This window comes from Jiangella asiatica (genome assembly GCF_004349065.1).
GTDB classification, from domain to species: Bacteria; Actinomycetota; Actinomycetes; order Jiangellales; family Jiangellaceae; genus Jiangella; species Jiangella asiatica.
The window spans coordinates 50,458-72,363 of record NZ_SMKZ01000012.1 but is presented as its reverse complement, the minus strand read 5'-3'; the positions used below and the strand labels follow the sequence as shown (position 1 = coordinate 72,363).

17 protein-coding genes and 2 pseudogenes are annotated in these 21,906 nt (G+C 72.6%); 10 read left to right on the top strand and 9 right to left on the bottom strand.

What is annotated here, in order from left to right:
- Positions 1 to 10: 10 nt before the first annotated feature.
- A complete protein-coding gene (locus tag E1269_RS10550; protein WP_131894137.1) occupies positions 11 to 706 on the top strand; it encodes a hypothetical protein in 696 nt (231 codons plus the stop codon).
- Positions 707 to 1,205: 499 nt separating this feature from the next.
- On the opposite strand, the gene pdxH is transcribed toward E1269_RS10550, so the two are convergent.
- Positions 1,206 to 1,844: a pyridoxamine 5'-phosphate oxidase gene (gene pdxH / locus E1269_RS10545; protein ID WP_239000853.1), complete on the bottom strand. Its 639-nt coding sequence runs from the start codon at positions 1,842 to 1,844 to the stop codon at positions 1,206 to 1,208.
- A gap of 185 nt (positions 1,845 to 2,029) precedes the next feature.
- On the opposite strand from pdxH, the gene E1269_RS10540 reads away from it, so the two are divergent.
- Both E1269_RS10540 and serC read left to right on the top strand, forming a co-directional pair.
- Positions 2,030 to 3,136: a citrate synthase 2 gene (locus E1269_RS10540; RefSeq protein WP_131894135.1), complete on the top strand. Its 1,107-nt coding sequence runs from the start codon at positions 2,030 to 2,032 to the stop codon at positions 3,134 to 3,136.
- A gap of 99 nt (positions 3,137 to 3,235) precedes the next feature.
- Positions 3,236 to 4,363: a phosphoserine transaminase gene (serC, locus tag E1269_RS10535; RefSeq protein ID WP_131894133.1), complete on the top strand. Its 1,128-nt coding sequence runs from the start codon at positions 3,236 to 3,238 to the stop codon at positions 4,361 to 4,363.
- Between the two features lie 428 nt (positions 4,364 to 4,791).
- Here serC and thpR read toward each other — a convergent pair whose 3' ends face one another.
- Positions 4,792 to 5,394, bottom strand: a complete 603-nt coding sequence (thpR, locus tag E1269_RS10530; RefSeq protein ID WP_131894131.1) for an RNA 2',3'-cyclic phosphodiesterase — start codon at positions 5,392 to 5,394, stop codon at positions 4,792 to 4,794.
- A 103-nt stretch (positions 5,395 to 5,497) separates the two neighbouring features.
- Between thpR and argS the strand changes: the two genes are divergently transcribed.
- Complete coding sequence (argS, locus tag E1269_RS10525) at positions 5,498 to 7,270, top strand: arginine--tRNA ligase (RefSeq protein ID WP_239000852.1); 1,773 nt, start codon at positions 5,498 to 5,500, stop codon at positions 7,268 to 7,270.
- Positions 7,271 to 7,424: 154 nt separating this feature from the next.
- On the opposite strand, the pseudogene E1269_RS33335 reads toward argS, so the two are convergent.
- From E1269_RS33335 to E1269_RS10510, 3 genes and pseudogenes are all read right to left on the bottom strand, one after another.
- A pseudogene (locus tag E1269_RS33335) lies at positions 7,425 to 8,609 on the bottom strand (MFS transporter); the annotation flags it as partial.
- Complete coding sequence (locus tag E1269_RS10515) at positions 8,606 to 9,085, bottom strand: MarR family winged helix-turn-helix transcriptional regulator (RefSeq protein WP_239000851.1); 480 nt, start codon at positions 9,083 to 9,085, stop codon at positions 8,606 to 8,608. The pseudogene E1269_RS33335 and the gene E1269_RS10515, both read right to left, overlap by 4 nt.
- 208 nt (positions 9,086 to 9,293) lie before the next feature.
- Positions 9,294 to 10,409, bottom strand: coding sequence for a DUF2530 domain-containing protein (locus tag E1269_RS10510; RefSeq protein ID WP_131894127.1), 1,116 nt, complete (start codon positions 10,407 to 10,409; stop codon positions 9,294 to 9,296).
- A gap of 136 nt (positions 10,410 to 10,545) precedes the next feature.
- Here E1269_RS10510 and E1269_RS10505 point away from each other — a divergent pair, with 136 nt between their 5' ends.
- Genes E1269_RS10505 through E1269_RS32175 form a run of 4 tightly spaced genes read left to right on the top strand, consistent with a single transcriptional unit; the run spans position 10,546 to position 15,132 of the window.
- Positions 10,546 to 11,997 (top strand): NCS2 family permease, encoded by a 1,452-nt coding sequence (locus tag E1269_RS10505; RefSeq protein ID WP_131894125.1) that lies wholly within the window; start codon positions 10,546 to 10,548, stop codon positions 11,995 to 11,997.
- A 56-nt stretch (positions 11,998 to 12,053) separates the two neighbouring features.
- On the top strand, positions 12,054 to 12,644 hold the full coding sequence (locus E1269_RS10500) for a dienelactone hydrolase family protein (RefSeq protein ID WP_131894123.1): 591 nt from the start codon (positions 12,054 to 12,056) through the stop codon (positions 12,642 to 12,644).
- Positions 12,635 to 13,714, top strand: coding sequence for a hypothetical protein (locus E1269_RS10495; protein WP_131894121.1), 1,080 nt, complete (start codon positions 12,635 to 12,637; stop codon positions 13,712 to 13,714). Before E1269_RS10500 ends, E1269_RS10495 begins: the two co-directional genes overlap by 10 nt.
- Complete coding sequence (locus E1269_RS32175) at positions 13,711 to 15,132, top strand: hypothetical protein (protein ID WP_162606337.1); 1,422 nt, start codon at positions 13,711 to 13,713, stop codon at positions 15,130 to 15,132. The genes E1269_RS10495 and E1269_RS32175 overlap by 4 nt, the downstream gene beginning before the upstream one ends.
- Before the next feature lie 22 nt (positions 15,133 to 15,154).
- Here the strand turns inward: E1269_RS32175 and E1269_RS10485 are convergent, their stop codons facing one another.
- Both E1269_RS10485 and E1269_RS10480 read right to left on the bottom strand, forming a co-directional pair.
- Complete coding sequence (locus E1269_RS10485; RefSeq protein WP_131894117.1) at positions 15,155 to 18,109, bottom strand: sacsin N-terminal ATP-binding-like domain-containing protein; 2,955 nt, start codon at positions 18,107 to 18,109, stop codon at positions 15,155 to 15,157.
- Positions 18,110 to 18,117: 8 nt separating this feature from the next.
- Positions 18,118 to 18,891: a DUF3027 domain-containing protein gene (locus tag E1269_RS10480; protein ID WP_203433325.1), complete on the bottom strand. Its 774-nt coding sequence runs from the start codon at positions 18,889 to 18,891 to the stop codon at positions 18,118 to 18,120.
- A gap of 97 nt (positions 18,892 to 18,988) precedes the next feature.
- On the opposite strand from E1269_RS10480, the gene E1269_RS10475 reads away from it, so the two are divergent.
- Positions 18,989 to 20,419, top strand: coding sequence for an MFS transporter (locus tag E1269_RS10475; protein ID WP_203433323.1), 1,431 nt, complete (start codon positions 18,989 to 18,991; stop codon positions 20,417 to 20,419).
- On the opposite strand, the gene E1269_RS34200 is transcribed toward E1269_RS10475, so the two are convergent.
- The gene (locus E1269_RS34200) at positions 20,420 to 20,803 is read right to left on the bottom strand and encodes a cold-shock protein (protein ID WP_131894111.1); all 384 of its coding nucleotides are present in this window, start codon (positions 20,801 to 20,803) and stop codon (positions 20,420 to 20,422) included.
- A 131-nt stretch (positions 20,804 to 20,934) separates the two neighbouring features.
- Here E1269_RS34200 and E1269_RS10465 point away from each other — a divergent pair.
- A pseudogene (locus tag E1269_RS10465) lies at positions 20,935 to 21,117 on the top strand (hypothetical protein); the annotation flags it as partial.
- Positions 21,118 to 21,275: 158 nt separating this feature from the next.
- Here E1269_RS10465 and E1269_RS10460 read toward each other — a convergent pair.
- Entirely contained in the window at positions 21,276 to 21,890 is a 615-nt protein-coding gene (locus E1269_RS10460; RefSeq protein ID WP_162606336.1) for an HAD family hydrolase, read from the bottom strand.
- Positions 21,891 to 21,906: the final 16 nt, after the last annotated feature.

The following is a 21,906-nucleotide window of genomic DNA, read 5'->3' as shown; positions in this document are numbered from 1 at the left end:
CGTCGTCGGCATGACGCTGACGGTGCCGCGACGCTTCCGCGGACCCACTACCTCCGGCAACGGCGGCTACGTCGCCGGGCTGCTCGCCGGGCTGCTCGCCGGACGGCTGGCCGGCGGTCCGGTGAGCGTCACGCTACGCACCCCTCCGCCGCTGGAGGCGCCGCTGGACGTCGTCGCCGATGGCGCCGGGCTACGGCTCGTCGACCGCGAAACCCTGGTCGCCGAAGCCGTGTCCGCGGACGACGGTGACTTGGTCGCCGTCGACCCCGTCGGGCCGGACGAGGCGACGGCCGCCGCCAGCCGGTATCCGGGCTTCGCCACGCACCCGTTCCCGCAGTGCTTCGTCTGTGGCCCGGAGCGAGAGCCCGGCGACGGGCTGCGGCTGTTTCCCGGACGGCTTGGCGACGGCCGCACGGCCTGCGTGTGGGACGTCACGTCGGAGCTGGCTGGGCGCCGCGAGCTGGTCTGGGCGGCGCTGGACTGCCCCGGCGGCTGGTCCGCACCCATCGAGGGCCGGCCGATGGTGCTGGGCCGGATGACCGCGGACATCGCCGGCGTGCCGGAGCCTGGCGAGCCGTGCTTGGTCATGGGCCGTTTCCTGGAAACCGAGGGCCGCAAGACCTGGACCGCCTCGACCGTCTACGGCGCCGACGGCCGGCAGCTCGGCCGCGCCCACGCCACCTGGATCGCCCTGCCGTCGTCGTGAGGCCGCACCGGCGGACGTTCACCACATGAATAACCCATTGCCGCGGGAGCCGTGGCCGCATATTTTTGAGGGACACGGAAAGGAGGTGGTCCAACGGTGAATAGCTATCGGACTCGTGAGGTGGCTGCTCGCTAGCCGCCCTGCTCGACGCAGGACTTGGGGGTGACCCCCGTGTTCGCCGGCCTGGTGGCTGGCAGTACCGAGCAGTCACCCGACCCGTGGGCTCCCGGCGTTGGTCCGTCCGGGCCGCGTCCGCATGGACGTGGAAGCAGCCCACGGGTCGTTCCATTTCTGGCCGGTCGTCGTTTAGGGCCGGCTGCACCAACGATCCGCGACCTCACCAGGCGTTCCCGCGCTCCACCAGGCCTACAAGCATGGTGAAGCACACACCATCCTCGTGACGGACCCGATCGTTGATGATCACGAGGCACAGCGAACGCGAGCCTGTGCCGACACCCCGCCGTCGCCGAGCCCTTGCTCGTGGCACGGGGCCGGCTTCTCAGGGGGAGAGCCGCTCGACCACCCAGCCGGCGTCCTCGCGGCGGTAGCGCAGCCGATCGTGCAGGCGGGCCAGGCCGCCCTGCCAGAACTCGATGGAGGACGGCTCGACACGGTAACCGCCCCAGAACTCCGGCAGCGGCACGTCGCCCGGGTACCGCCGCGCCACGTCGGCCGCCGCCGCTTCCAGCTCGTCGCGGCCGCCGATGACCGTGGACTGCCGGCTCGCCCAGGCGCCCACCTGCGACTCGCGCGGACGGGTCACCCAGTAGGCCTGGCTCGCCGCGCGCGGGACCGTCGCCGCGGCACCGCAGACCAATACTTGCCGCTCCATCGCGATCCAGGGGAAGCACAGGGACACCAGCGCGTTCGCCTCGATCTCCAACGCCTTGCGCGAGCCGCGGTTGGTGAAGAACACGAAGCCGCCGTCGTCGATGCCCTTCAACAGCACCGTGCGGCTGCTCGGCTGGCCATCCGCGCCGACGGTGGACAGGACCATGGCGTTCGGCTCGGCCAGACCGGCCGCGACGGCGTCGTGCAACCAGGCCCGGAACTCATCGAACGGGTCCGCGGCGAGATCACGTTCGAGCAGCCGTCCGGCCGTGTACCGGCGGCGCATCCGGGGCAGCCCTTCCTCCACGGCAACCACTGTGTCACCCGTCCCGGACAGTTGAGCCGGATCGGTTCGGACTGGGCCGAAAATCCGTCGACGTGGCGTATCACACTGTGGGAAACCACACATTCACATTGTCGCAACTTGTCCAGACCCACCAGGTGCGGGGCATGATGGAGAAGGGCCGCGAGCGCACCACGAATGGAGACCGAATGTCCGAGGTCATGCATGGCCTTGAGGGTGTCGTAGCTTTCGAGACGCACATCGCCGAACCTGACAAGGAAGGCAGCGCGCTGCGATACCGCGGCGTCGACATCGACGACCTCGTCGGGCGAGTGCCGTTCGGCAACGTCTGGGGGCTGCTGGTCGACGGCGGCTTCTACCCCGGCCTGCCGCCGGCCGAGCCGCTGGAGCTGCCGGTCCACACCGGCGACGTGCGCGTCGACGTGCAGAGTGCCGTGGCCACGCTGGCACCTCTGTGGGGTTTCAAGCCACTGCTCGACACCAGTGACGACGACGCTCGCGACCAACTGGCGCGCACCGCGTCAACCGCGCTGTCGTTCGTCGCTCAGTCCGCCCGTGAGGCGACGGGGCAGGCGCAGGTGCCCGACGCCGTCGTCGCCGGGGCCGGCAGCATCGTCGAGCAGTTCATGACCCGATGGCGCGGCGAGCCCGATCCGCGGCACACCGCCGCCGTCGACGCCTACCTGACCTCGGCGGCCGAGCACGGCATGAACGCCTCGACGTTCACCGCCCGGGTGGTCTCCTCCACCGGCGCCGACGTCGCCGCGGCGCTGTCCGCGGCGGTCGGTGCCATGAGCGGCCCGCTGCACGGCGGCGCGCCGTCGCGGGTGCTGGCCATGATCGAGGAGATCGAGCGCACCGGCGACCCCCTGGGCTACGTCAAGGGCGTCCTCGACCGCGGCGAGCGGCTCATGGGTTTCGGTCACCGCGTCTACCGCGCCGAGGACCCGCGGGCCCGTACGCTGCGCCGGGTCGCCCGCGAGCTGGGCGCGCCTCGCTACGAGGTGGCCGAGGCGTTCGAGAAGGCCGCGCTGTCGGAGCTGCACGAGCGAAAGCCCGACCGGGTGCTGGCCACCAACGTGGAGTTCTGGGCCGCCATCGTCCTCGACTTCGCCGAGGTGCCGGCGTCCATGTTCACGTCGATGTTCACCTGTGCCCGCACCGCCGGCTGGTGCGCGCACATCCTCGAGCAGAAGAAGACCGGCCGGCTGGTGCGCCCGTCGGCCAAGTACACCGGTCCGGGGGCCCGCACACCTGACACCGTCCCCGGCTGGAACCCCGACTGGGCCGCCTGACACCCGGTTTCGCAGCCGCTCGGTCGATGCGGCACAATAGCCGCTCTGACAGTGTCGTCACTTTGACGTAACCCACCGGACACGACACCGGAGCGCCTCATGACCGACACTGTGCGGATTCCCGACCACCTCAAGCCCGCCGACGGCCGGTTCGGGTCCGGCCCGAGCAAGGTGCGGCCCGAGGCCCTGGCCGCGCTGGCGGCCCAGGGCGGCGAGGTCATGGGCACCTCGCACCGGCAGGCCCCGGTCAAGAACCTCGTGCGCCGCGTCCGCGACGGTGTGACCCAGCTGCTCGGGCTGCCTGACGGCTACGAGGTGGTGCTGAGCAACGGAGGCACTACGGCGTTCTGGGACGCAGCGGCGTTCGGGCTGGTCCGCCGGCGCGCACAGCACCTGTCATTCGGCGAGTTCTCGTCGAAGTTCGCCATCGTCACCAAGACCGCGCCGTGGCTCGACGAGCCGAGCGTCGTCAAGGCCGAGGCCGGCTCACTGCCGCGGCCGGTCGCCGAGGACGGTGTCGACGTCTACGCGTGGCCGCACAACGAGACCTCCACCGGGGTCATGGCGCCGGTGCGCCGGATCGACGACGCCGCCGACGACGCCCTCGTGCTGGTCGACGCCACCAGCGGCGCGGGCGGCCTGCCGGTCGACGCGTCGCAGGCCGACGTGTACTACTTCGCGCCGCAGAAGAACCTCGCCGGCGACGGCGGACTGTGGGTCGCCGCGTTCTCGCCCGCCGCGCTGGGCCGGCTCGAGGAGATCGCCGCCACCGACCGGTACGTTCCCGCGTTCCTCGACCTCGCGACCGCGGTGGACAACTCGCGCAAGGACCAGACGTACAACACCCCGGCCGTCGCCACGCTCTTCCTGCTGGCCGACCAGCTGGACTGGCTCAACGGGCAGGGGGGCCTCGAGTTCGCCGTCGGGCGCACCTCGGCATCGTCCAACCACCTCTACAGCTGGGCGGAGAAGAGCCCGTACGCGGCGCCGTACGTCACCGACCCCGACGCCCGCTCGCTCGTCGTAGGCACCATCGACTTCGACGACGCGGTCGACGCGGCCGCCGTCGCCGAGGTGCTGCGGGCCAACGGCATCGTGGACGTCGAGCCGTACCGCAAGCTCGGGCGCAACCAGCTGCGCATCGCGATGTACCCCGCCGTCGACCCCGCCGACATCGAGGCGCTGACGGCGTGCGTGGACTACGTCGTGGGGCAGCTCGGCGCCTGAGGGGCGAAGCACCCCTGGCACGAAACAACGCCCGGCCGCGATTTCGTGTCAGCGGCCGGGCGCGTCGTTCGGTTCCGCCATCGGCTGGAACCCATTCCCCCGTCGTGTTCCTGGTGACAACCATAGAGTGTGACCCGGCAGGCTGTGGATCATCCGTTCGGTCATCTGAGCATGGGCCGCGTGGCCGGGATTCGGCGCGGCAAAACGCATCGCCGCAGGTCAGAGACGAATGAAATTGGCGGTGATGCGGAGTCACCTCTTTGGTCAACCCTCGCTGTTCGAATCGACTGCGCTCTCGCCCGAACGGTGGTCGCGTCCTGTCGATCAACGGGGCCGAGCAGGCGCGTACGCTGGCAGCCGGAAGGTGGAGAGGGGGACGGTGGTGCGGCCGAAGACCACGCGGCAGCTGGTGTCGGTGACGCTGATCGTCATGCTGGTCGTCGTCGCCGTGGCCGCACTGCTCTGACGGTGTTCGGCTCGGCACCGACGGGGAAGGTCGCGAGCGCCTCGTAGCGCGGACCGGCACCGGGCGGTCCCGGATGCGAGCTCAGCAGGGTCAGCTCCTCCACCGTCCACGACGGCCCAGCGTAGTCGGCCAGGATTTCGACGTATCGCCGAAGGTCAGCGGGCTGTCGTGACCGTGCCAGGGTGACGTGCGGCCGGAACCGCTGTTGCTCCCGGTGAGTGGTGCCCGCGCGCCGGCCCGCGGCTACCGTCGACCGGGCCAGCCGCCGGAGCACCTCGGTGTCGCCGTCGACGCCTACCCACAGCACCGCGGCGCCGAACCGCCCGGCGCCGGACAGCCGCACCCGGGCTCGCTGGTACCGCCCGGCCGCGCGCCGCACTCGCTCGGTCAGGTCGGGCAGCCGCGCCTGGTCCAGGTCGCCGTAGAACGCCAGCGTGACGTGCCAGCCGGCGGGGTCGGACCAGCGCAACCGCCGGTCGTGGTCACCGTCCCGGATCGGGGTGACGGCTCGGTCCAGGTGTGCGACGGCGTCCGGCGACGGCACCGCGGCGACGAACAGCCTCACCGGACGGCGTTCCGCTGCTGGCGCATGCGCCCAATATTCCATGGCCGACGCCGACGGCGGGTTGGGAGAATGGCCGGCCATCGACCTGAGGAGGAGTCCCACGGTGTCCGAGCACGTCGAGTCGCTGAGAGACCGAGTCGCGGCGGCGGTGTCGTCCGCGATCGGCTCGGCCTGGCCGGAGCTGACCGACGCGGACCCCGTCGTGCGACGTAGCGAGCACGCCGACTTCCAGTCCAACGGCGCGCTCGCGCTGAGCCGCCACGTCGCCGCCCGGCCGGCCGAGTTCGCCGCCGAGCTCGCCGGCCACCTCGGTCCGGGCGGCGGCACCGAGACCGAGCTGCTCCGCGACGTCCAGGTCAGCGGGCCGGGGTTCCTCAACCTGAGCGTGACCGATCATGTGCTGTGGGAGCAGGTGGCGGCTCGGCTGGCCGCTCCGCGGCTCGGCGTACCGCGCGGCGAGGCCGGCCGGCGAACCGTCATCGACTACTCGGCGCCCAACATCGCGAAGGACCTGCACGTCGGGCACCTGCGCTCGACAGTGATCGGCGACAGCCTCGCCCGGGTGCTCGCCCATCTCGGCGCCGACGTCATCCGGCAGAACCATCTGGGCGACTGGGGCACGCCGTTCGGCATGCTCATCCAGTACCTCGACGAGCATCCGGACGCGACCTGGCACCGCGCCGAGCTGGCCGACGGTGCCTCGGCGGTGTCCGCGCCGAACCAGCTCTACCGGGACGCGCGGGCGGCGTTCGACGCCGACCCCGAGTTCGCCGACCGTTCCCGCACCAGGGTGGTGGCGCTGCAGTCCGGCGACGACGCCACCGTCGCGGCCTGGCGCGACATCGTCGCGGAGTCCGAGCGCGGGTTCGGGGAGATCTACGCCCGGCTGGGCATCCTCCTGACGCCGGCCGACTCAGCCGGCGAGTCGTTCTACAACTCGCGGCTCGACGCGGTGGTGCGCGATCTGCGCGACGCCGGCCTCGCGGAGGACAGCGACGGCGCGGTCGTGGTCTTCTCCGCGTCCGCTACCGGGCCGGACGGCCGGCCGATCCCACTGATCCTGCGCAAACGCGACGGCGGCTATGGCTACGACACCACCGACCTGGCCACGATCCGCTACCGGCTGGAGGAGCTGCGCGCTGGCCGCATCCTCTACGTCGTCGACGCGCGGCAGGCACTGCACTTCCGGCTTGTGTTCGAGACCGCGCGCCGCGCGAGCTGGCTCGCCGACACCGTCGACGTCGAACACGTCGCGTTCGGCACCGTCCTCGACGCCGACGGCCGGCCGTTCCGGACCCGCGCCGGCGACACCGTCGGGCTCACCGCCCTGCTCGACGCCGCGGTCGAGCGCGCACGGACCGTCGTCGGCGAGAAGAACCCCGAGCTGGACACCGCGGAGCTGGACCGGATCGCCGAGACCGCCGGCGTCGGCGCTGTGAAGTACGCCGAGCTGTCCACGTCGCGCGTCAAGGACTACGCCTTCGACGTCGACCGGATGGTCTCCTTCTCCGGCGACACCGGGGTGTACCTGCAGTACGCGCACACGCGCATCCGGTCGATCCTGCGCGGAGCCGGCGACGACGGAGTCAGCGTCGACGCCGCGGCCGGCATGCACCCGGCCGAACGCGCGCTGGCGATCGCGTTGGACGGGTTCGGTGACGCGCTCACCGAGGTCGCCGCGACATTGGAGCCGCACCGGCTGTGCACGTACCTCTACGACACCGCGAGGGCGTTCACCGACTTCTACGAGGCGTGCCCGGTACTGACCGCGCCACCACCGGCGCACGGCAATCGGCTCGCACTGTGCCGGCTGACCGCGGCGACGCTCCAGCAGGGACTCGGCCTGCTGGGGATCGAGGCTCCGGAGCGGATGTGACCACGGCGGCGTCCTCGACCGGCCTGGCCACAACGACGGCGTCCTCGACCGGCCTGGCCACCGCGGCAGCGTCCTCGACCGGCCTGGCCACAACGACGAGGCCGGGCCGCGGCCGCAGCCGGGTGCGCACGACCACGCCACTCTTCGGCGCGAGCACGACCAGCGCCCCGATCGCGAACACCATGGTCAGGATGCCTCCGCCGAGCAGCGACCAGCGCGCGCCGAACGCGTCGGCGACCAGCCCGATGACCGGCGCACCGGCTGGCGTCCCGCCCATGAAGATCATCATGTACAGCGACATGACCCGCCCACGGACGTACTGCGGCACTGTGGTCTGGACGTACGCGTTGGCCGCCGTCAGCACCGTCATCGCGATGACACCGACCGGCACCAGCGCGACCGCGAACAGCACGTATGTAGGCATCAGGCCGGCGATGATCTCGAACGCACCGAACAGCACCGCGCCGCCGACGATCAGCCGGCGCCGCGGCACCCGCCGGCGCGCCGCGACCAGCGCGCCGGACAGCGTGCCGACCGCCATCACCGAACCCAGCAGGCCGTACTCGCTGGGGCCCTTGCCGTAGACGTCGGTGGCCATCAGCGCCATGGTCATCTGGAAGTTCATGCCGAACGTGCCGAGCCCGAACATGATGGTCATGACCATGATCAGGTCAGGCCGGGACCGGACGTAACGCACCCCCTCGCGCAGCTGCGAGAACGTGCCAGCCTTCTCGCGTTTGCGCGTAGTCCGGGCGATCCGCCGCCGCAGCAGGACCAGCACGAGGATCGGCGAGAGGAACGACGCCGCGTTGAGGACGAACACCCAGCCGGTGCCGATCAGGCCGATCAGCACACCCGCCACCGCCGGGCCGACAAGGCGCGCGGCATTGAACGACGCGCTGTTGAGCGCGACGGCGTTGGTGAGATCGTCCTTCTGCACCAGCTCGGAGACGAACGCCTGCCGCGCCGGGTTGTCCAGCGCTGTGCCGACGCCCAACAGGAAGGCCAGCACGTAGACGTGCCAGATCTCGGCCAGGCCGGTCAGCGTGAGCACGCCGAGCGCCAGCCCGACCGTGCCCATGAACGCGTTGGTGAAGATCAGCAGCTTGCGCTTGGAGAACCGGTCGGCGAGGAGTCCACCGAACGGCGCTACCAGCAGGAACGGTAGGAACTGCAGCCCCGTCGTGATGCCGACCGCCTGCGCGCCACCACCGAGCACGACCAGCACCAGCCAGTCCTGCGCGATGCGCTGCATCCAGGTGCCGACATTGGACAGGAACATGCCTGACCAGTACAAACGATAATCACGGTGTCGGAGGGAGCTGAAGGTAGGGCTCACAGTCCGGCCAACTTCTCGAGCACGGGCAGGGCGGCGCGCAGCCGCTCCCGCTCGTCCGGCGAGAGCTCGCGCAGCCGATGGTTCATCCAGGCGTCGCGGCGCTTGCGATCGGCCGCGGTACGCGCGAGCCCGGCTTCGGTGATACGGACGACGGCGATCCTGCGATCGCCCGGCTCGGGCTCGCGGACCACGAGGCCGAGCTCCTCGAGCCCGCTGACGGTGCGGGTCATGGACGGCGGACGCACCCGCTCGCAGGCGGCGAGCTCGCCGACCGGCATGGGGCCCTTGCGCACCAGCACGCCCAGCGCGGACAGCTGGTTGAGGGTCAGCGAGTCGTCCTCGCGCTCGTTGCGGATGCGCCGGCTCAACCGGCCGATGGCGATGCGGAGGGAGCTGGCGAGGCCGGCCTGGGTGCGAGGCTGCGCCGACCCGGACCGGGCCGGCGACGAGGTGGATGAGATCTTCGAGGTTGACACTTTGCTTAGTTTAACTCATTACCCTTGCTAAATGCCAGGCGTATACGTAGCCGACGCTCCTGGCCTCGGGTGGAAGCGGTGACCATGGCCAGTACTTCTGGTGCGTCACCAGGCCTGCAAGCCTCGTGACGCACCAGAAGGCCTCGTGATGCCACAGCAGCTACGCGCATGGTGACCCACGAGAGATCCTCGTGGTGTCACGGCGATGTCAGGCAGTGTCGGAGCGCCGGGCTCGGCGGCCGCGGTACTGCGTGCCGCCACCCTCGGTTACCTCTTCGACCTCGTCGGCGGTGTCGTAGTCGCGCGCCCGGCGACCACCCATGGTCGTGTCGAGCAGCGGCTCGTCGTCGGACGCGGGCGCTGGCTGGCGACCCGGCGACCTCGACGAGGCGGAGTCCGCTCCCAGGTCGCCGAAGAGCTCGGAGGGCTGCGTGCGCCGATTCTGCCGGGACGGGCGCTCAGCACCACGAGTGCGGCCCGGGGCGGTGGACCGCTCCCCGCTCGACGCGGGATCGGCCGGCGCGACCCGGTTCGGCCCGGTCGCGCGCTCAGCACCACGAGTGCGGCCCGGGGCGGTGGACCGCTCCCCGCTCGACGCGGGATCGGCCGGCGCGACCCGGTTCGGCCCGGTCGCCCGCTCGACGGGCGGCCGTAGCGGACCGGGTCGGCTGGTCGGCTGCTCGCCCGGCGCGGCTGCCGGTCCTTCACCCGGCAGACGCGGGAGGTCGGCTCGCGTCACAGCAGGCCCAGGCCCAGGTCCAGGCCCAGGTCCAGGTCCAGGTCCAGCGTCCCGGACCGGTGGGGCGTCGACCCTGGTCCCCGCGGGCCCAGGCCCGGCGTCGCGGATCGGGGGCAGGTTCCCGTCGGTGTCGATGGGGCGCGTCACGGCGTCGGGCCGGGAGCGCCGGCGCGAACGGGACCGGCCGGTGTCGTCGGCCTCCGGCGGCATGGCAGGGCCGGCTGCTTCGGCGGGGATGGACGCCGGCCGTTCCTCGGGCGCCTCGACCGGCACGTCACCGTCCTCGGCGCCAGCCGGCTCAGCGTTCAGCAGAGCCTCTTCGCGCGCCTCCTCGATGGCGTCACGCCGCTTGCGCGTGTACTCCAGGCCGAGCAGCCCCAGGCCGACGCCGGCCAGGCAGGTCCACAGCCACCAGCCGCGGCTCTCGGCCTCCAGGGAATCCATGCGCAGCGCGAGCAGGACGAAGGCGACCGCCCAGAGAATGGTCAGGACAGCGACGGTGCGAACACCGTCGACGTCGAGCGGCTGGACGTCGTCCGCCTCGACCTCTGGCGCGTCGTTGGAACGCCGTCGCCGTCTCCCCATGTCACCCAGGCTAGCCCCGCCCGGGCCGGCGGGGCGAGCCGTTCGATCGTCAGCTGCCTCACGTTCCCAGCGATCTTCTGGCATCCTCACCCGCGAAACCCCCGCCGCGACACCCCCTCACGCACCGGAGGAGCGCATGACCTCGTCCCCCACCGAGACGACGGCCCTGGACCGGTACTTCAGGATCACCGAACGTGGTTCGACCGTCGGCCGTGAGGTCAGAGGTGGCCTGGTCACCTTCTTCACGATGGCGTACATCATCGTGCTGAACCCGCTGATCATCGGCACCGTGCCGGACGTCGACGGCGTCTTCCTCGGCGGTGGCGCGGAGCCGGACCTCGCGGCCGTCGCGGCGACGACGGCGCTCGTCGCGGGCGTGCTCACGATCGCGATGGGCGCGTTCGCCAACTACCCGCTGGCGCTGGCCACCGGCCTCGGCCTCAACGCGTTCGTCGCCTTCGGGCTGGCCAGCCAGATGTCGTGGGCCGACGCGATGGGCCTGGTCGTGATGGAGGGCCTGGTCATCCTCGTCCTGGTGCTGACGGGGTTCCGTCAGGCCGTCTTCGCGGCGGTCCCGCGGCAGCTCAAGACCGCGATCAGCGTGGGGATCGGCCTGTTCATCGCGCTGGTCGGGTTCGTCAACGCCGGGTTCGTCCGCTCGACCGGCAACCCGTCGCCGCCGATCGGCCTGGGTGCGGGCGGCTCGCTGACGACGCTGCCGGTCGCGGTGTTCTGCGCCGGCCTGATCGCGGTCATCGTGCTCTACGCGTTGAAGATCCGCGGCGCGATCCTGTGGACCATCGTCGCGACCGCCGTGCTCGCGGTGATCGTCGAGTCCGTCGCTGACCTCGGCACGTCGGCGGAGAACCCGAACGGCTGGAACCTCAACGCGCCGCAGGTTCCGGACCAGGTCGTGGATCTGCCGGACTTCGGGCTGCTGGGTGAGTTCAGCCTGCTGGGGTCGTGGGAGGCCGTCGGCGTCGTCAGCGTCGTGTTGTTCGTGTTCACGCTGATGCTGGCCGACTTCTTCGACACGATGGGCACCATGGTCGCCGTCGGTGCCGAGGGCGACCTGCTCGACGAGGACGGCAACCCGCCGCGCACGGCGCGGATCCTCGTCGTCGACTCGGTGGCGGCCGCGGCCGGCGGTGCCGCGTCCGTCTCGAGCAACACGTCGTACATCGAGTCCGCATCGGGCGTCGGCGAGGGCGCCCGCACCGGCCTGGCCAGCGTCGTCACCGGGGTCTGCTTCCTGCTGGCGACGTTCCTGGCGCCGCTGGTCGCGATGGTGCCGAACGAGGCGGCCGCCCCGGCGCTGGTGCTCGTGGGGTTCCTGATGATGTCGCAGGTGCGCGAGATCTCCTGGGATGACCTGGAGTTCGCGATCCCGGCGTTCCTCACCGTCGCGCTGATGCCGTTCACGTACTCGATCAGCACCGGCATCGGCGCCGGCTTTCTCGCCTACGTCATCATCAAGCTCGCCCGCGGCAAGGCCCGCCAGGTGCATCCGCTGCTGTGGGTGGTCGCCGCGATGTTCGTGGTCTACTTCGCCATCGCCCCGATCGAGGACCTGCTCGGTGTCAGCTGACGCCGTGATCACGGAGCGAGCGGGTGTTGTCGGTGCCGGCTGATACAACCCAGACCATGACCGAGATCGTGCTGTTCCACTCCGTGCTGGGGTTGCGTCCCGGCGTGCTGGAGACGGCCACGCAGTGGCGGCAGGCCGGCCACGTCGTCCACGTCCCCGACCTCTACGGTGGTGCGGTGTTCGACGACTACGACGACGCGTTCGCCTGGTTCGATGGGTACGGCGGCCAGCCCGAGCTGCTGCGACGCGCCGGCGAGGCGGTCGCCGGGCTGCCGTCCCGCGTCGTGTACGCCGGGTACTCCAACGGCGTGCTGCCCGCCATCCAGCTCGCAGCGTCACGGCCCGGTGCCCTCGGTGCGCTGCTGTTCCACGGCTCGGTGCCGCTGCGCGCCGTCGGGGCCGAGCTGTGGCCGTCGTCGGTGCCGGCGCAGGTGCACGAGGGCGAGCACGATCCGTTCCGCGAGAACGACCTGAACGACGAGTTCGCCGAGACCGTCAGCGCGGCCGGCGCCGCCTACCAGTACTTCTCGTATCCGGGGGTCACCACACACCTGTTCGCCGACTCCTCGCTACCGCGTGAGCACCATCGGGAGGCGGCCGGCACCATGAACGGCCGTGCCCAGAGGTTTCTCGCCGCATGCGGCTGACTCTCACGGCGGCGCTACTCGCGCTGGCCGGGACGGGCCTGGCCGCAGCCCCGGCCGCCGTCGAGCTCTCCGGTCCCGCGCCCGCCGACGGCCACGTCGCCGACGTACTGGCCGGCTGGGAGTCCGCGCCGGTCTTCGTCGACCCGGGGCAGCGTTCCATCGTCTCCGACGACGACGCCCAGCGACTCACGGCGCGGGTCGAGGGGCAGGATCCGCCCACGTACATCGCGGTCGTGCCGGCGGTGGCGCTGTCGGACATGCCGGGCGGCTCCAACGACGAACGCGGCCGCGCGTTCCTCGACGCACTCGCCGATGCCGGCGCACCGGACGGCGCCTACCTGGTGGTCTTCGGCGGCGCGGCCACCTACGGCATGGCGGTCGGCATCGACGCACCCGTCGGGCCGGCGCTCGACGCCGCGCTCGACCGGTACACCCGTTCGCACCAGGTCGCCGTCCTCGACGACGTCCTCACCGAGCTCGGCCTGCCCGGTGCGCCCGCTGAGGACGGTTCCGGCGGCTGGGTGGTTCCCGTGCTCGTCGTGGTCGCCGTCCTCGCGGTGCTGGCCGGCGCACTCCTCTGGTGGCGCCGGCGACGGCGTCAGGGAGCGGGCGGCGCCGCGGGGCCGGCGCCGTATCGGCCGTCCTTCGAGGTCCTCGACGACGAGACCGACTCGCTGGCCGAGCGTCAGCAGCTGGCCCGCGAGGACGTCACCCGCTTCGGCGAGGAGCTCGACGCCGCCGACCTCGCCGTCGACGACCCCACCGTCGCGGCCGACGTCCAGTCGGCCATGGACGCCTACGCCGAGGCCGGTTCGGCGGTCGACGACGCACCCGACGACACCGTGCTGCGTGCGGTTCGAGCCACGGTCGAGTACGGTCGGTGGCGTTTGGCGTGCGGACGAGCGCGCCTGGCCGGTCAGCCGCCGCCGGCGCGACGCGCTGACTGCTTCTTCGACCAGCGCCATGGAGTGTCGGTGACCGACTGGATGTACACGCCGGCCGGCGGCCGCGCCCGTGAAGTCCCGATCTGCGCCGCCTGCCGCGACCGCTTGACCGAGACACACCGATGAGGTCCGCGCACCGCCTCGCGGCCGCCGCGACAGCGGCGACGGCCGCAGTCCTCGTCGCCGCTCCGTCCTCCGTCGCCGACGAGGCCGACGTCGAGCGCTACTTCGACGAGGTCGCGCTCGAGCTGGCCGAGCCGGGTGTCTGGGTCGACCCGGACGTCGCCGACGAGCTCGACCCGGAGTGGGAGAGCGAGCTCGACGCGGCCGCCGCCGACGCTCCGGTCGACATGCGCATCGCCGTCGTCCCGGCGGGCAAGCTCGACCCGCGCGGCGAGGACGAGTTCGTGAGCGCCGACCTGCTCTGGGAGGGGGAGGAGCTGGCGTCCCAGCTGTACGACCGCGTCGGCGTCGACGGCGTGTACGCCGTCATGACGGTCGCCGACTCCTCGCACGACGGACGCAGCTTCAACGCGGTACAGCACAGCGAGGAGGGCCCGACGTACTACGTTGGCGACGCCGTCGACCAAGCCGTCGACTGCTGCGCACCGTCCTACGGCCCGATGATCGAGCGGTTCATCGAGCGTGCCTCCGAGATCGACCGGCCGCTCTACGTCGACGTCGCACCGTGGACGGGTGGCGCGGCCGGCGTCCTCGGGCTCTGGTGGGGCGGCACGACACTGTCCAACCGCCGTCGGCGCAAGGCCGAGGAGCAGCGCCACCTCGACGTCGTCCGCCCGATGCTGAACGACGAGGTCATCGAGCTGTCGCAGCGGGTGTCCGAGCTGCCGACGACCGCCGACATCGAGCAGTCGAAGCTCAGCCGCGAGGTCCTCGACACGGTCGAGAAGGCCCGGCACCGGCTCGACGCCGTCGCCGGTGACGACGACGTGCAGGCGGTCACGTCGATGCTCGGGTCGGCCCGTTACAAGCTGGCGTGCCTGGTCGCGCTGCGGCAGGGCAAACCGATCCCGGAGCCGACGCCACCGTGCTTCTTCGACCCGCGGCACGGCCCGAGCACCCAGCAGCGCCAGTGGTCACCCACCGACGGCGCCGAGCGCGAGGTCCCGGTCTGCGACGAGTGCGCCGGACGGCTCGACACCGCGCAGGCCCCGATCGCCCGCACGGCCGGCGAGCGCAACTACTGGGAGGGTGGCGAGGACCTCGTCGCCTACATCGAGGGCTACTGGACCAGCGACGACAACTACTGGCGGTTCCCGCACGACGATCACGGCCGCGCCCGCGGCGACCTCTGGAGCCGCTGGGAGTCACGGCGGCCACGGGCCCGGCTGGGCCGCTTCAGCCGTTCACTGGGGCGCGGCATCAGCTCCGCGATGTCGCAGTCCGGTTCGGGCGACGACGACGGCCGCGGCGGGTTCGGCGGTGGCTTCGGTGGCGGCAGGAGCCGGCGCCGGCGCAGCAGCTTCGGCGGCGGTTCGAGCCGGCGGTCGTCCCGGCGCTCCGGCGGCGGCCGGCGCTTCTGACCGGTGCGCCGACCAGCGCTCGCTACTCGAAGGCATCCTCGACCAGCAGGCGGGGCAGCGCCTCGGGCTCGCTGAGCGCCTCGACCAACAGCCAGCGCCGGTCCCAGCGCCCGGTCACCCAGGCCAGTCCGCGGGCGAGCCCGTCCGTCGTCGCGGCGTGGACGTCGTCGCCGTCGACCCACCAGTCGACCTCGACGCCGCCGACCCGCAGGTCGTCGTGCTCGACGTAGGTCCCGGGCACCCGGCCGAGCACCGCCGCGGCCGCGTCCGGCACCGGCTGTCGCCGCCCGCCCGCGGACAGGTCGGCGTCGATGACGTCGGCGGCGAGGTCGGTGTCGAGGACGTCGGCAAGCGGCACCGGCCCCGGGACCACACCGGTCAGGCCGAGCTGCAGCCAGTGCGGCCCGTCGCAGACAACGGCCTCGCCGGCAGGCACCACCCGGCTGCCGGAGCCGTCCAGCACCCGGAGCCGCTGCGGCGGCCGCACCGTGGACGGATCGCGGCCGGCCAGCTCCGCGTACACGGCCGTCAGGTCCGGGGCGCCGAGCGCGACGTCGTCGTCGGCCAGCCGGTCCAGCAGGGCGTCCGCATCGGCGTCGGCGAGCGTGCGCACGAGGCCGACGGCGGCGGCGAACGCGTCGTCGACCGGCACGTCGGCCACCGGCAGCAGGGCTCGCACGACCCGGTCGGCACCCGGCAGGCTGGACCGCCCAAGCGGCCGGCCGTCGAGCACCGCGTGGGTGCGCAGCCACCACGCCGGATACGACGCGACCGCCCGCCGCGATCCGTCGGGCAGCGTGAGCAGCGCTGGTTCCACCACGGCCGCCCGCGCCTCGGCGTCGCCGGCCAGCCAGCCCAGGACGTCGGGCCAGGCGTCGTCGCGGACGAGGTCGAGGTCGGCGACGGCGACGAACTCGCCGATGAACGCCTCCGCGGGCCGCGCCCTGACCAACCTGAGCGTCGCGTCGACCCAGCCCTGCTCGTCGTCGAGGTCGTGCTCGGTGTCCGGATCGAGCGGCACGTCGGCGTCACGGACGACGGCGAACCCGTCGCGCACCCCGACCGCCCGCAGCGTGCCCGGCCCGAACCGCGCCACCACCTCGGGGGCGACGGTGAACTCGTCCGGGTCCGCGTCGAGCGCGGACAGCACCGCGGACCCGGGCAGCAGCAGCTCGCGGGCCGGTCCGACCGCGCCGGTGGCGTCCGGCAGCGGCAGCTCGGCCAGCCACGGCTCGTCGCGCCAGGTCAGCCTGGTCTCGGCGATCAGCCGCAGCACCGCGCCGGCCACCGCCTCGGGGTCGTCGTCGCTGTCGGCCAGGTCGGTCACGGCGCCCGCCACCAGAGGATCGCGCAGCACCGATGCCGCGGTCGCCTCCGCCGCACCCAGCCGGCCCAGCAGCGGGTGGACGGCGTCCGGCGCCACCACCCGCAGTCGGAACGGCGCCAGCAGCTCGGGGTCGACGTCACCGGGCAGCAGCACTCCGCGCGGGCCGCGGACCAGGCGCCCATCGGCCAGCGGCACCGGCAACGCACCCATCGCCTCCGGGTCCGAGCCGTCCAGCACGTCGTAGAGCGCCCGCCAGCCGGGCGGGTCCAGCTCGAGCCCGGCCAGTTCGTCCACCAGGTCGGCGAGCGGCACGACGGTGGCACCCAGGCCGGGCAGCACGTCGTCGCGCCACCAGTCACGTTCGGGCAGTCCGGTGACGACGCCCGCCAGGGCCGCGGCGCCGCCCGACGCCGACCAGCCGAGTCCGTCGACCAGGACGACCTCGGTGGGCCGGAGCAGGTCACCACCGGCGGCCGGGACGAACGGCGTCGCGGCCAGCGCCGTCCGGGCCGCCCGGTGCACCTGGGCGTCGACGGCGTCCACGCCGAGCGGCCCGGGCACCAGGTCGAGCACTGTGGCACCGGCGGCCAGTGCAAGCCCGGCCACCAGTGCGGCGTAGGCCTGCGCGACCTGCTCGACCAGGTGGTCGGTCAGCGGGCCGGGCGCCACCCGGCGGCGGGAGGAGTCCAGCGGCAGGCTCGCGATGACCAGCACCGGCAGGTCGGTGCGGTCGTCGGTCGGCGTCGGTGCGTGCAGGACCCCCGGGACCGACGACGGCAGCGGGCCGGGGGTGCCGCCCGGCCCGACCGGTACGGCGACCGTGACCGACCACACCGGCCTGGACCGCTCCTCGAACGGCCGGTCCGCCAGCAGCTCGTCGGCGGCGGACCCGGAGCGGGTGCTCAACCGCCAGGTCCGGTCCCCGATGCGCCGCTCCTGCAGCCCGCCGGCGAGGGTCACCGGCCGACCCGCGGCGAGCGTCAGCCCGTGGCCGTCGACCTCGACCGTCACCTCGGCCAGCGCCGGCAGCGTCAGCAGGAGAGCGTCGTCGATCTCGTCGAGCAGCCGCCGGACGAGAGCGACGGCGTCGTCGTCGCGGAGCGGCAGCACGACCGCGGTGTCGTAGCCGGCCGGCACCGGTGCGGCGGCGGCGAAAGGCAACCGCAGCACGGGGACCGCGTGGCCGCGGCGGTCGAGCTCGCCGGCGAGGCCTGGCACCGCCGCGGCGGCCGCGCGGGCGTCGTGGCGGGACCAGCGGATGCCGTCGCCGCCGGCGGTGTGCACCCGCGGCTCGTCGGTGACCGCCAGGACGGCGGCGAAGCCGACCCCGAACCGGCCGACGGACTCCTCGTCGCGCTTGGTGGACGCGCGCAGGGTGGACAGACCCTCGACGCCCGCCGCGTCGAGCGGCGCGCCGGTGTTGGCCGCGACCAGGGTGCGGCCGTCCAGCCGGAGCAGCAGCCGCGCGGGGTCGCCGGCGCGGCGGCCGGCGTCGGCGGCGTTCTGGGCCAGCTCGACGACCACGCGGTCGCGGTATGCGCCGCGGGCCAGCTCCTCCTCGGCGTTGGCGTCCTCACGGAACCGAGCCGGCGATGCCGCCCAGGCGGCGAGCACCCGCTCACGCAGGGCGGCGGTGCCGAAGACGTCCACAGGAAGGATCAGGGCTGGTCGAGCTCCAGCGGGACCAGCTCATAGCTCAGGGTGTCGACGACCGGCTCCGGAGCGTCCTCGGACGGCGCTGGCAGCCGGACGTCGGTGTGGCCGCCGCAGCCGTGGGCGTGCGCGACGACCCGGCCGTCGAACGGAGTGCGTTCGTTGGTGCACACCCCGAAGCCGCCGCCGAGCGAGCCGGCCAGCGGGACGGCGAAGCCGCAGCTGCCGCAGTGCCCCGGCGCCGCCTTCGCGATCTCGGTGTTCGGGCCGGTGTCGCCGTCGGACCAGCGCTGCGCGGCGTCGTCGCGGCCCTCGCGGGACAGCACCCACTCGCGGCCGAGGCCGAGGTCGCGGACGACCTCGAGGGTGTCCTGATCGCTGGGGGTGACGTAGCCCGGCTCGACGCGGTAGTCGTCGTCGGAGACCGGCAGGAGGTCGCCGGGGCCGAGATCGTCGGGCTTGACCCGCTCCTCCCACGGCACCCAGGCCGGCGCCAGGACGGCCTCGGCGCCGGGCAGCAGAACGCACTCGCTGACCGTGACCGCCTTGGACCGCGACGCACGGGTGACGGTAACCGCCCAGCGCCAGCCGACGTAGCCGGGCAGCAGGCAGCCGAAGTAGTGCGTGACGACCCGGTCGCCCTCGGTGTCCTGACCGAGGTGGTCGCCGACGGCGTCGACGCTGCCGATGGCGACGGCGGCGGCGCGCGCGTCGTCGACGGCCTTGACGAGGACGGTGTCGGCCTTGGCTGCCCGGGGACGGGCCGATGCGGGGGTCACAAACCTGATTCTCGCAAACTCCGGCCATGATCGACACTCCGCGTCCTCTGGCGGGTCAGCTGCCTGCCGGATGGGCCGCATGAGGTTGGATGGGTGTGTGCCACCGACCGATCCGCTGCACGGCCCGCCCGGCCCACCCGACGAGGGCGGCACCGGCGAGCCCGCGCAGCCGAACCGCTCGCAGCGGTTCCGCCGCGCCGCCGGTGCGTCGGCACGGGCCGCCCGCACGGCCGCGTCCGGCACGTCCCGCGCGGCCAAGGTCAGCGCCAACCGGCTGCACCGCGCCGCCGAGGCCAAAGGCGCCGGTCAGACCGGGCTCTCCCGGCTGATCGAGCTCAACGCGGCCAGCGCGTTCGCCGACGCCCTCGTCACCGTGGCCCTGGCCGGCACGCTGTTCTTCTCCGTCTCCACGACCGAGGCGCGCGGCAACGTTGCGCTGTACCTGGCGTTGACGATGGCGCCGTTCGCCGTCGTCGCCCCGGTCCTGGGGCCGTTCCTCGACCGGTTCAGCCACGGCCGGCGCTGGGCCATCGGGTTCACCGCGGCCGGGCGTGGCTTCCTGGCGTGGGTGGCCGCCGACGCCGTCATGGACGACGGCGTCTGGCTCTACCCGGCGGCGCTCGGCGTGCTGGTCGGGCAGAAGGCGTACGCCGTCACCCGGGCCGCGGCCGTGCCACGGCTGCTGCCGCCGGAGGGCTGGACCCTGGTGGCCGCCAACTCCCGGCTCCAGCTCGCCGCCACGTTCGGGACGCTCGTGGGCGCGCCGGTCGGCGTCCTGCTGACCCAGATCGGTGACGACTGGCCGCTGCGTGCCGCGTTCTTCGCCTATGTCGGCACGACGGTGCTGGCCATCCTGCTGCCCAAACGGGTGGACCTGTCCGCCGGCGAGGAGTCGGCGTCACTGTCCGACGGCGGCGACGGGTCCGGGAAGTTCCGCGTCGGCCCGGCCGTCGTGCGGGCGCTGCGTGCCAACGCCGCGCTGCGCTGGATGTCGGGGTTCCTGACGATGTTCATGGCGTTCGTGCTGCGCGAGGAGCCGGTGGCCGGGCTGTCCGACCTTCTCCTGCTGGGCATCGTGGCCGCGGCGGCCTGGCTGGGTAGCACCGCCGGGTCCTCCGTCGGCGCACTCGTCCAGGCGCGCAGCCCGGACCGGACGGTGCTCGTGCTGGTGGGGTTCGCCGCGGCCAGCGCAGCCGTCACCGCCGTCTACTGGAGCCTTCTGACGGTGGTGCTGGTGGGCCTGGCGGCGGGGTTCGCCCAGCAGCTGGGCCGGCTCTCGCTCGACGCGATCGTCCAACGCGACGTGCCGGAGCAGAACCGTTCGAACGCCTTCGCCCGGTCCGAGACGCTGCTTCAGCTCGGCTGGGTGGTCGGCGGCGGCGTCGGTATCGTGCTGCCGCTGGTCCCGTGGGTGGGGATGACGGTCGCGACCATCGTCATGGCGGTCGGGCTGGTGTTCGCGCTGCGCGTGCGTCCCCGAGCACACCAGCCGACGCCGGCTCCGCCACCGGCCCGTCCCGACGAGTGATCAGAGCTCGAGGTCGTCGGCGACCCCGCGCAGCACCGTCGCCACCTTCCGCGAGGTCTTCTGGTCCGGGTGCCGGCCGCGACGGTAGGTGTTGGACAGGCCGTCCAGCAGCTTGATGAGGTCCTCGACGATGGTGACCATGTCGTCGGGCTTCTTGCGGGTGGCCGCCGAGACCGACGGCAGGGGGTCGAGTACCCGCACCGAGAGCGCCTGCTCGCCCCGCCGGCCCTCCGCCACACCGAACTCCACCCGCTGACCGGGCTTGAGGGCGGTCACACCGGCAGGAAGCGCGGACGAGTGGACGAAGACGTCGCCGCCCTCGTCCTTCGAGAGGAAGCCGAAGCCCTTCTCGGTGTCGAAAAACTTGACCTTGCCCGTTGGCACGGCGGACCTCGTTCGTGTCGGGGGTACTCGGACATTTCTCCCGTTGACCGGGAGACGTCACAAGAGTACGGCGGACGCCGCCCCGCGGGCCTCTCCGGGGGCGATCAATCCGATGTCGTACGGTCGGTTCCATGGTCGGCCTTCCGGTCGTGGCGCCGGTTGCCGCGCTACCTCAGGTTCGCGCGGTCCGGTACGTCGAGCCGCTGCGCGAGGGCGGCTCACTGCCCGGTCTGGTCGAGGCCGACGACCTCGGCACCTACGTAACGAAGCTCAGCGGCGCCGGGCAGGGCCCCAAGACGCTGGTCGCGGAGATCGGGCCCCTGGCTTCGGAATGATCACGTTCAGCACGAGATCTCGTGTCACACCATGCTTGCAACCCTGGTAGCGCACGGGCAATCCTGCTGAACGTGATCATTTCGGGTCGCTCGCCGGGGTGCGGTGAGCCTCCATACCGCCCCCGGACGCGCAGCCGTCAGGTCGGGTTGCCGACGAAGTCGTCCAGCCAGTACGGGAAGTCGAGCAAGTCGGCGAAGACGACGTCGGCACCGGCCTCGCGCAGCGCGACCGGGTCGTGCGTGCCGGTGGTGACCCCGATCGCGTAGACGCCGACGGACCTGGCGCCGATCATGTCTCCCGGGTGGTCGCCGACGTACACGTCCGCGCCGCGCTCGCGCAACGCCGTGCCCTTCGTCTCGGCGAACCGCTCGCCGATGACGTCGTCGACCGGCAGGCCGACGTGCGCGAGTACGGCCCGCACCGCCGACTCGATCTTGGCGCTGACGACGATGGCCTGGCCGCGATGGTGGTGGATGGCGTCGATGGCCTCGGCGGCGCCGGGCAGCGGCTTCGTCGCCGGGATGCCCAGCTCGGGATAGATGGCCCGGTAGATCTGCTTGGCCTCTTCGGCGCGCTGCTCGTCGAGGAAGGTGCGCAGCGTAACGTCCAGCGGCAGGCCGATCAGTGGGCGCAGCTGATGTGGGTCGATGGTGGCGCCGACGCGCCGAGCCGCCTCCGTCATGGACACCACGATGCCGTCCGCGGAGTCGACCAGCGTCAGATCGAGATCGAAACCGATGACGAGGCCCACGGCGGCCACCTTACGC

Bases quoted from the DNA above. Each gene is read 5' to 3' on its own strand.
- E1269_RS10510 (WP_131894127.1), bottom strand. From the start codon at position 10,409: ATGGGGAGACGGCGACGGCGTTCCAACGACGCGCCAGAGGTCGAGGCG.
- E1269_RS10505 (WP_131894125.1), top strand. From the start codon at position 10,546: ATGACCTCGTCCCCCACCGAGACGACGGCCCTGGACCGGTACTTCAGG.
- E1269_RS32175 (WP_162606337.1), top strand. From the start codon at position 13,711: ATGAGGTCCGCGCACCGCCTCGCGGCCGCCGCGACAGCGGCGACGGCC.
- E1269_RS10550 (WP_131894137.1), top strand. From the start codon at position 11: ATGACGCTGACGGTGCCGCGACGCTTCCGCGGACCCACTACCTCCGGC.
- E1269_RS10495 (WP_131894121.1), top strand. From the start codon at position 12,635: ATGCGGCTGACTCTCACGGCGGCGCTACTCGCGCTGGCCGGGACGGGC.
- E1269_RS10500 (WP_131894123.1), top strand. From the start codon at position 12,054: ATGACCGAGATCGTGCTGTTCCACTCCGTGCTGGGGTTGCGTCCCGGC.
- E1269_RS10540 (WP_131894135.1), top strand. From the start codon at position 2,030: ATGTCCGAGGTCATGCATGGCCTTGAGGGTGTCGTAGCTTTCGAGACG.
- serC (WP_131894133.1), top strand. From the start codon at position 3,236: ATGACCGACACTGTGCGGATTCCCGACCACCTCAAGCCCGCCGACGGC.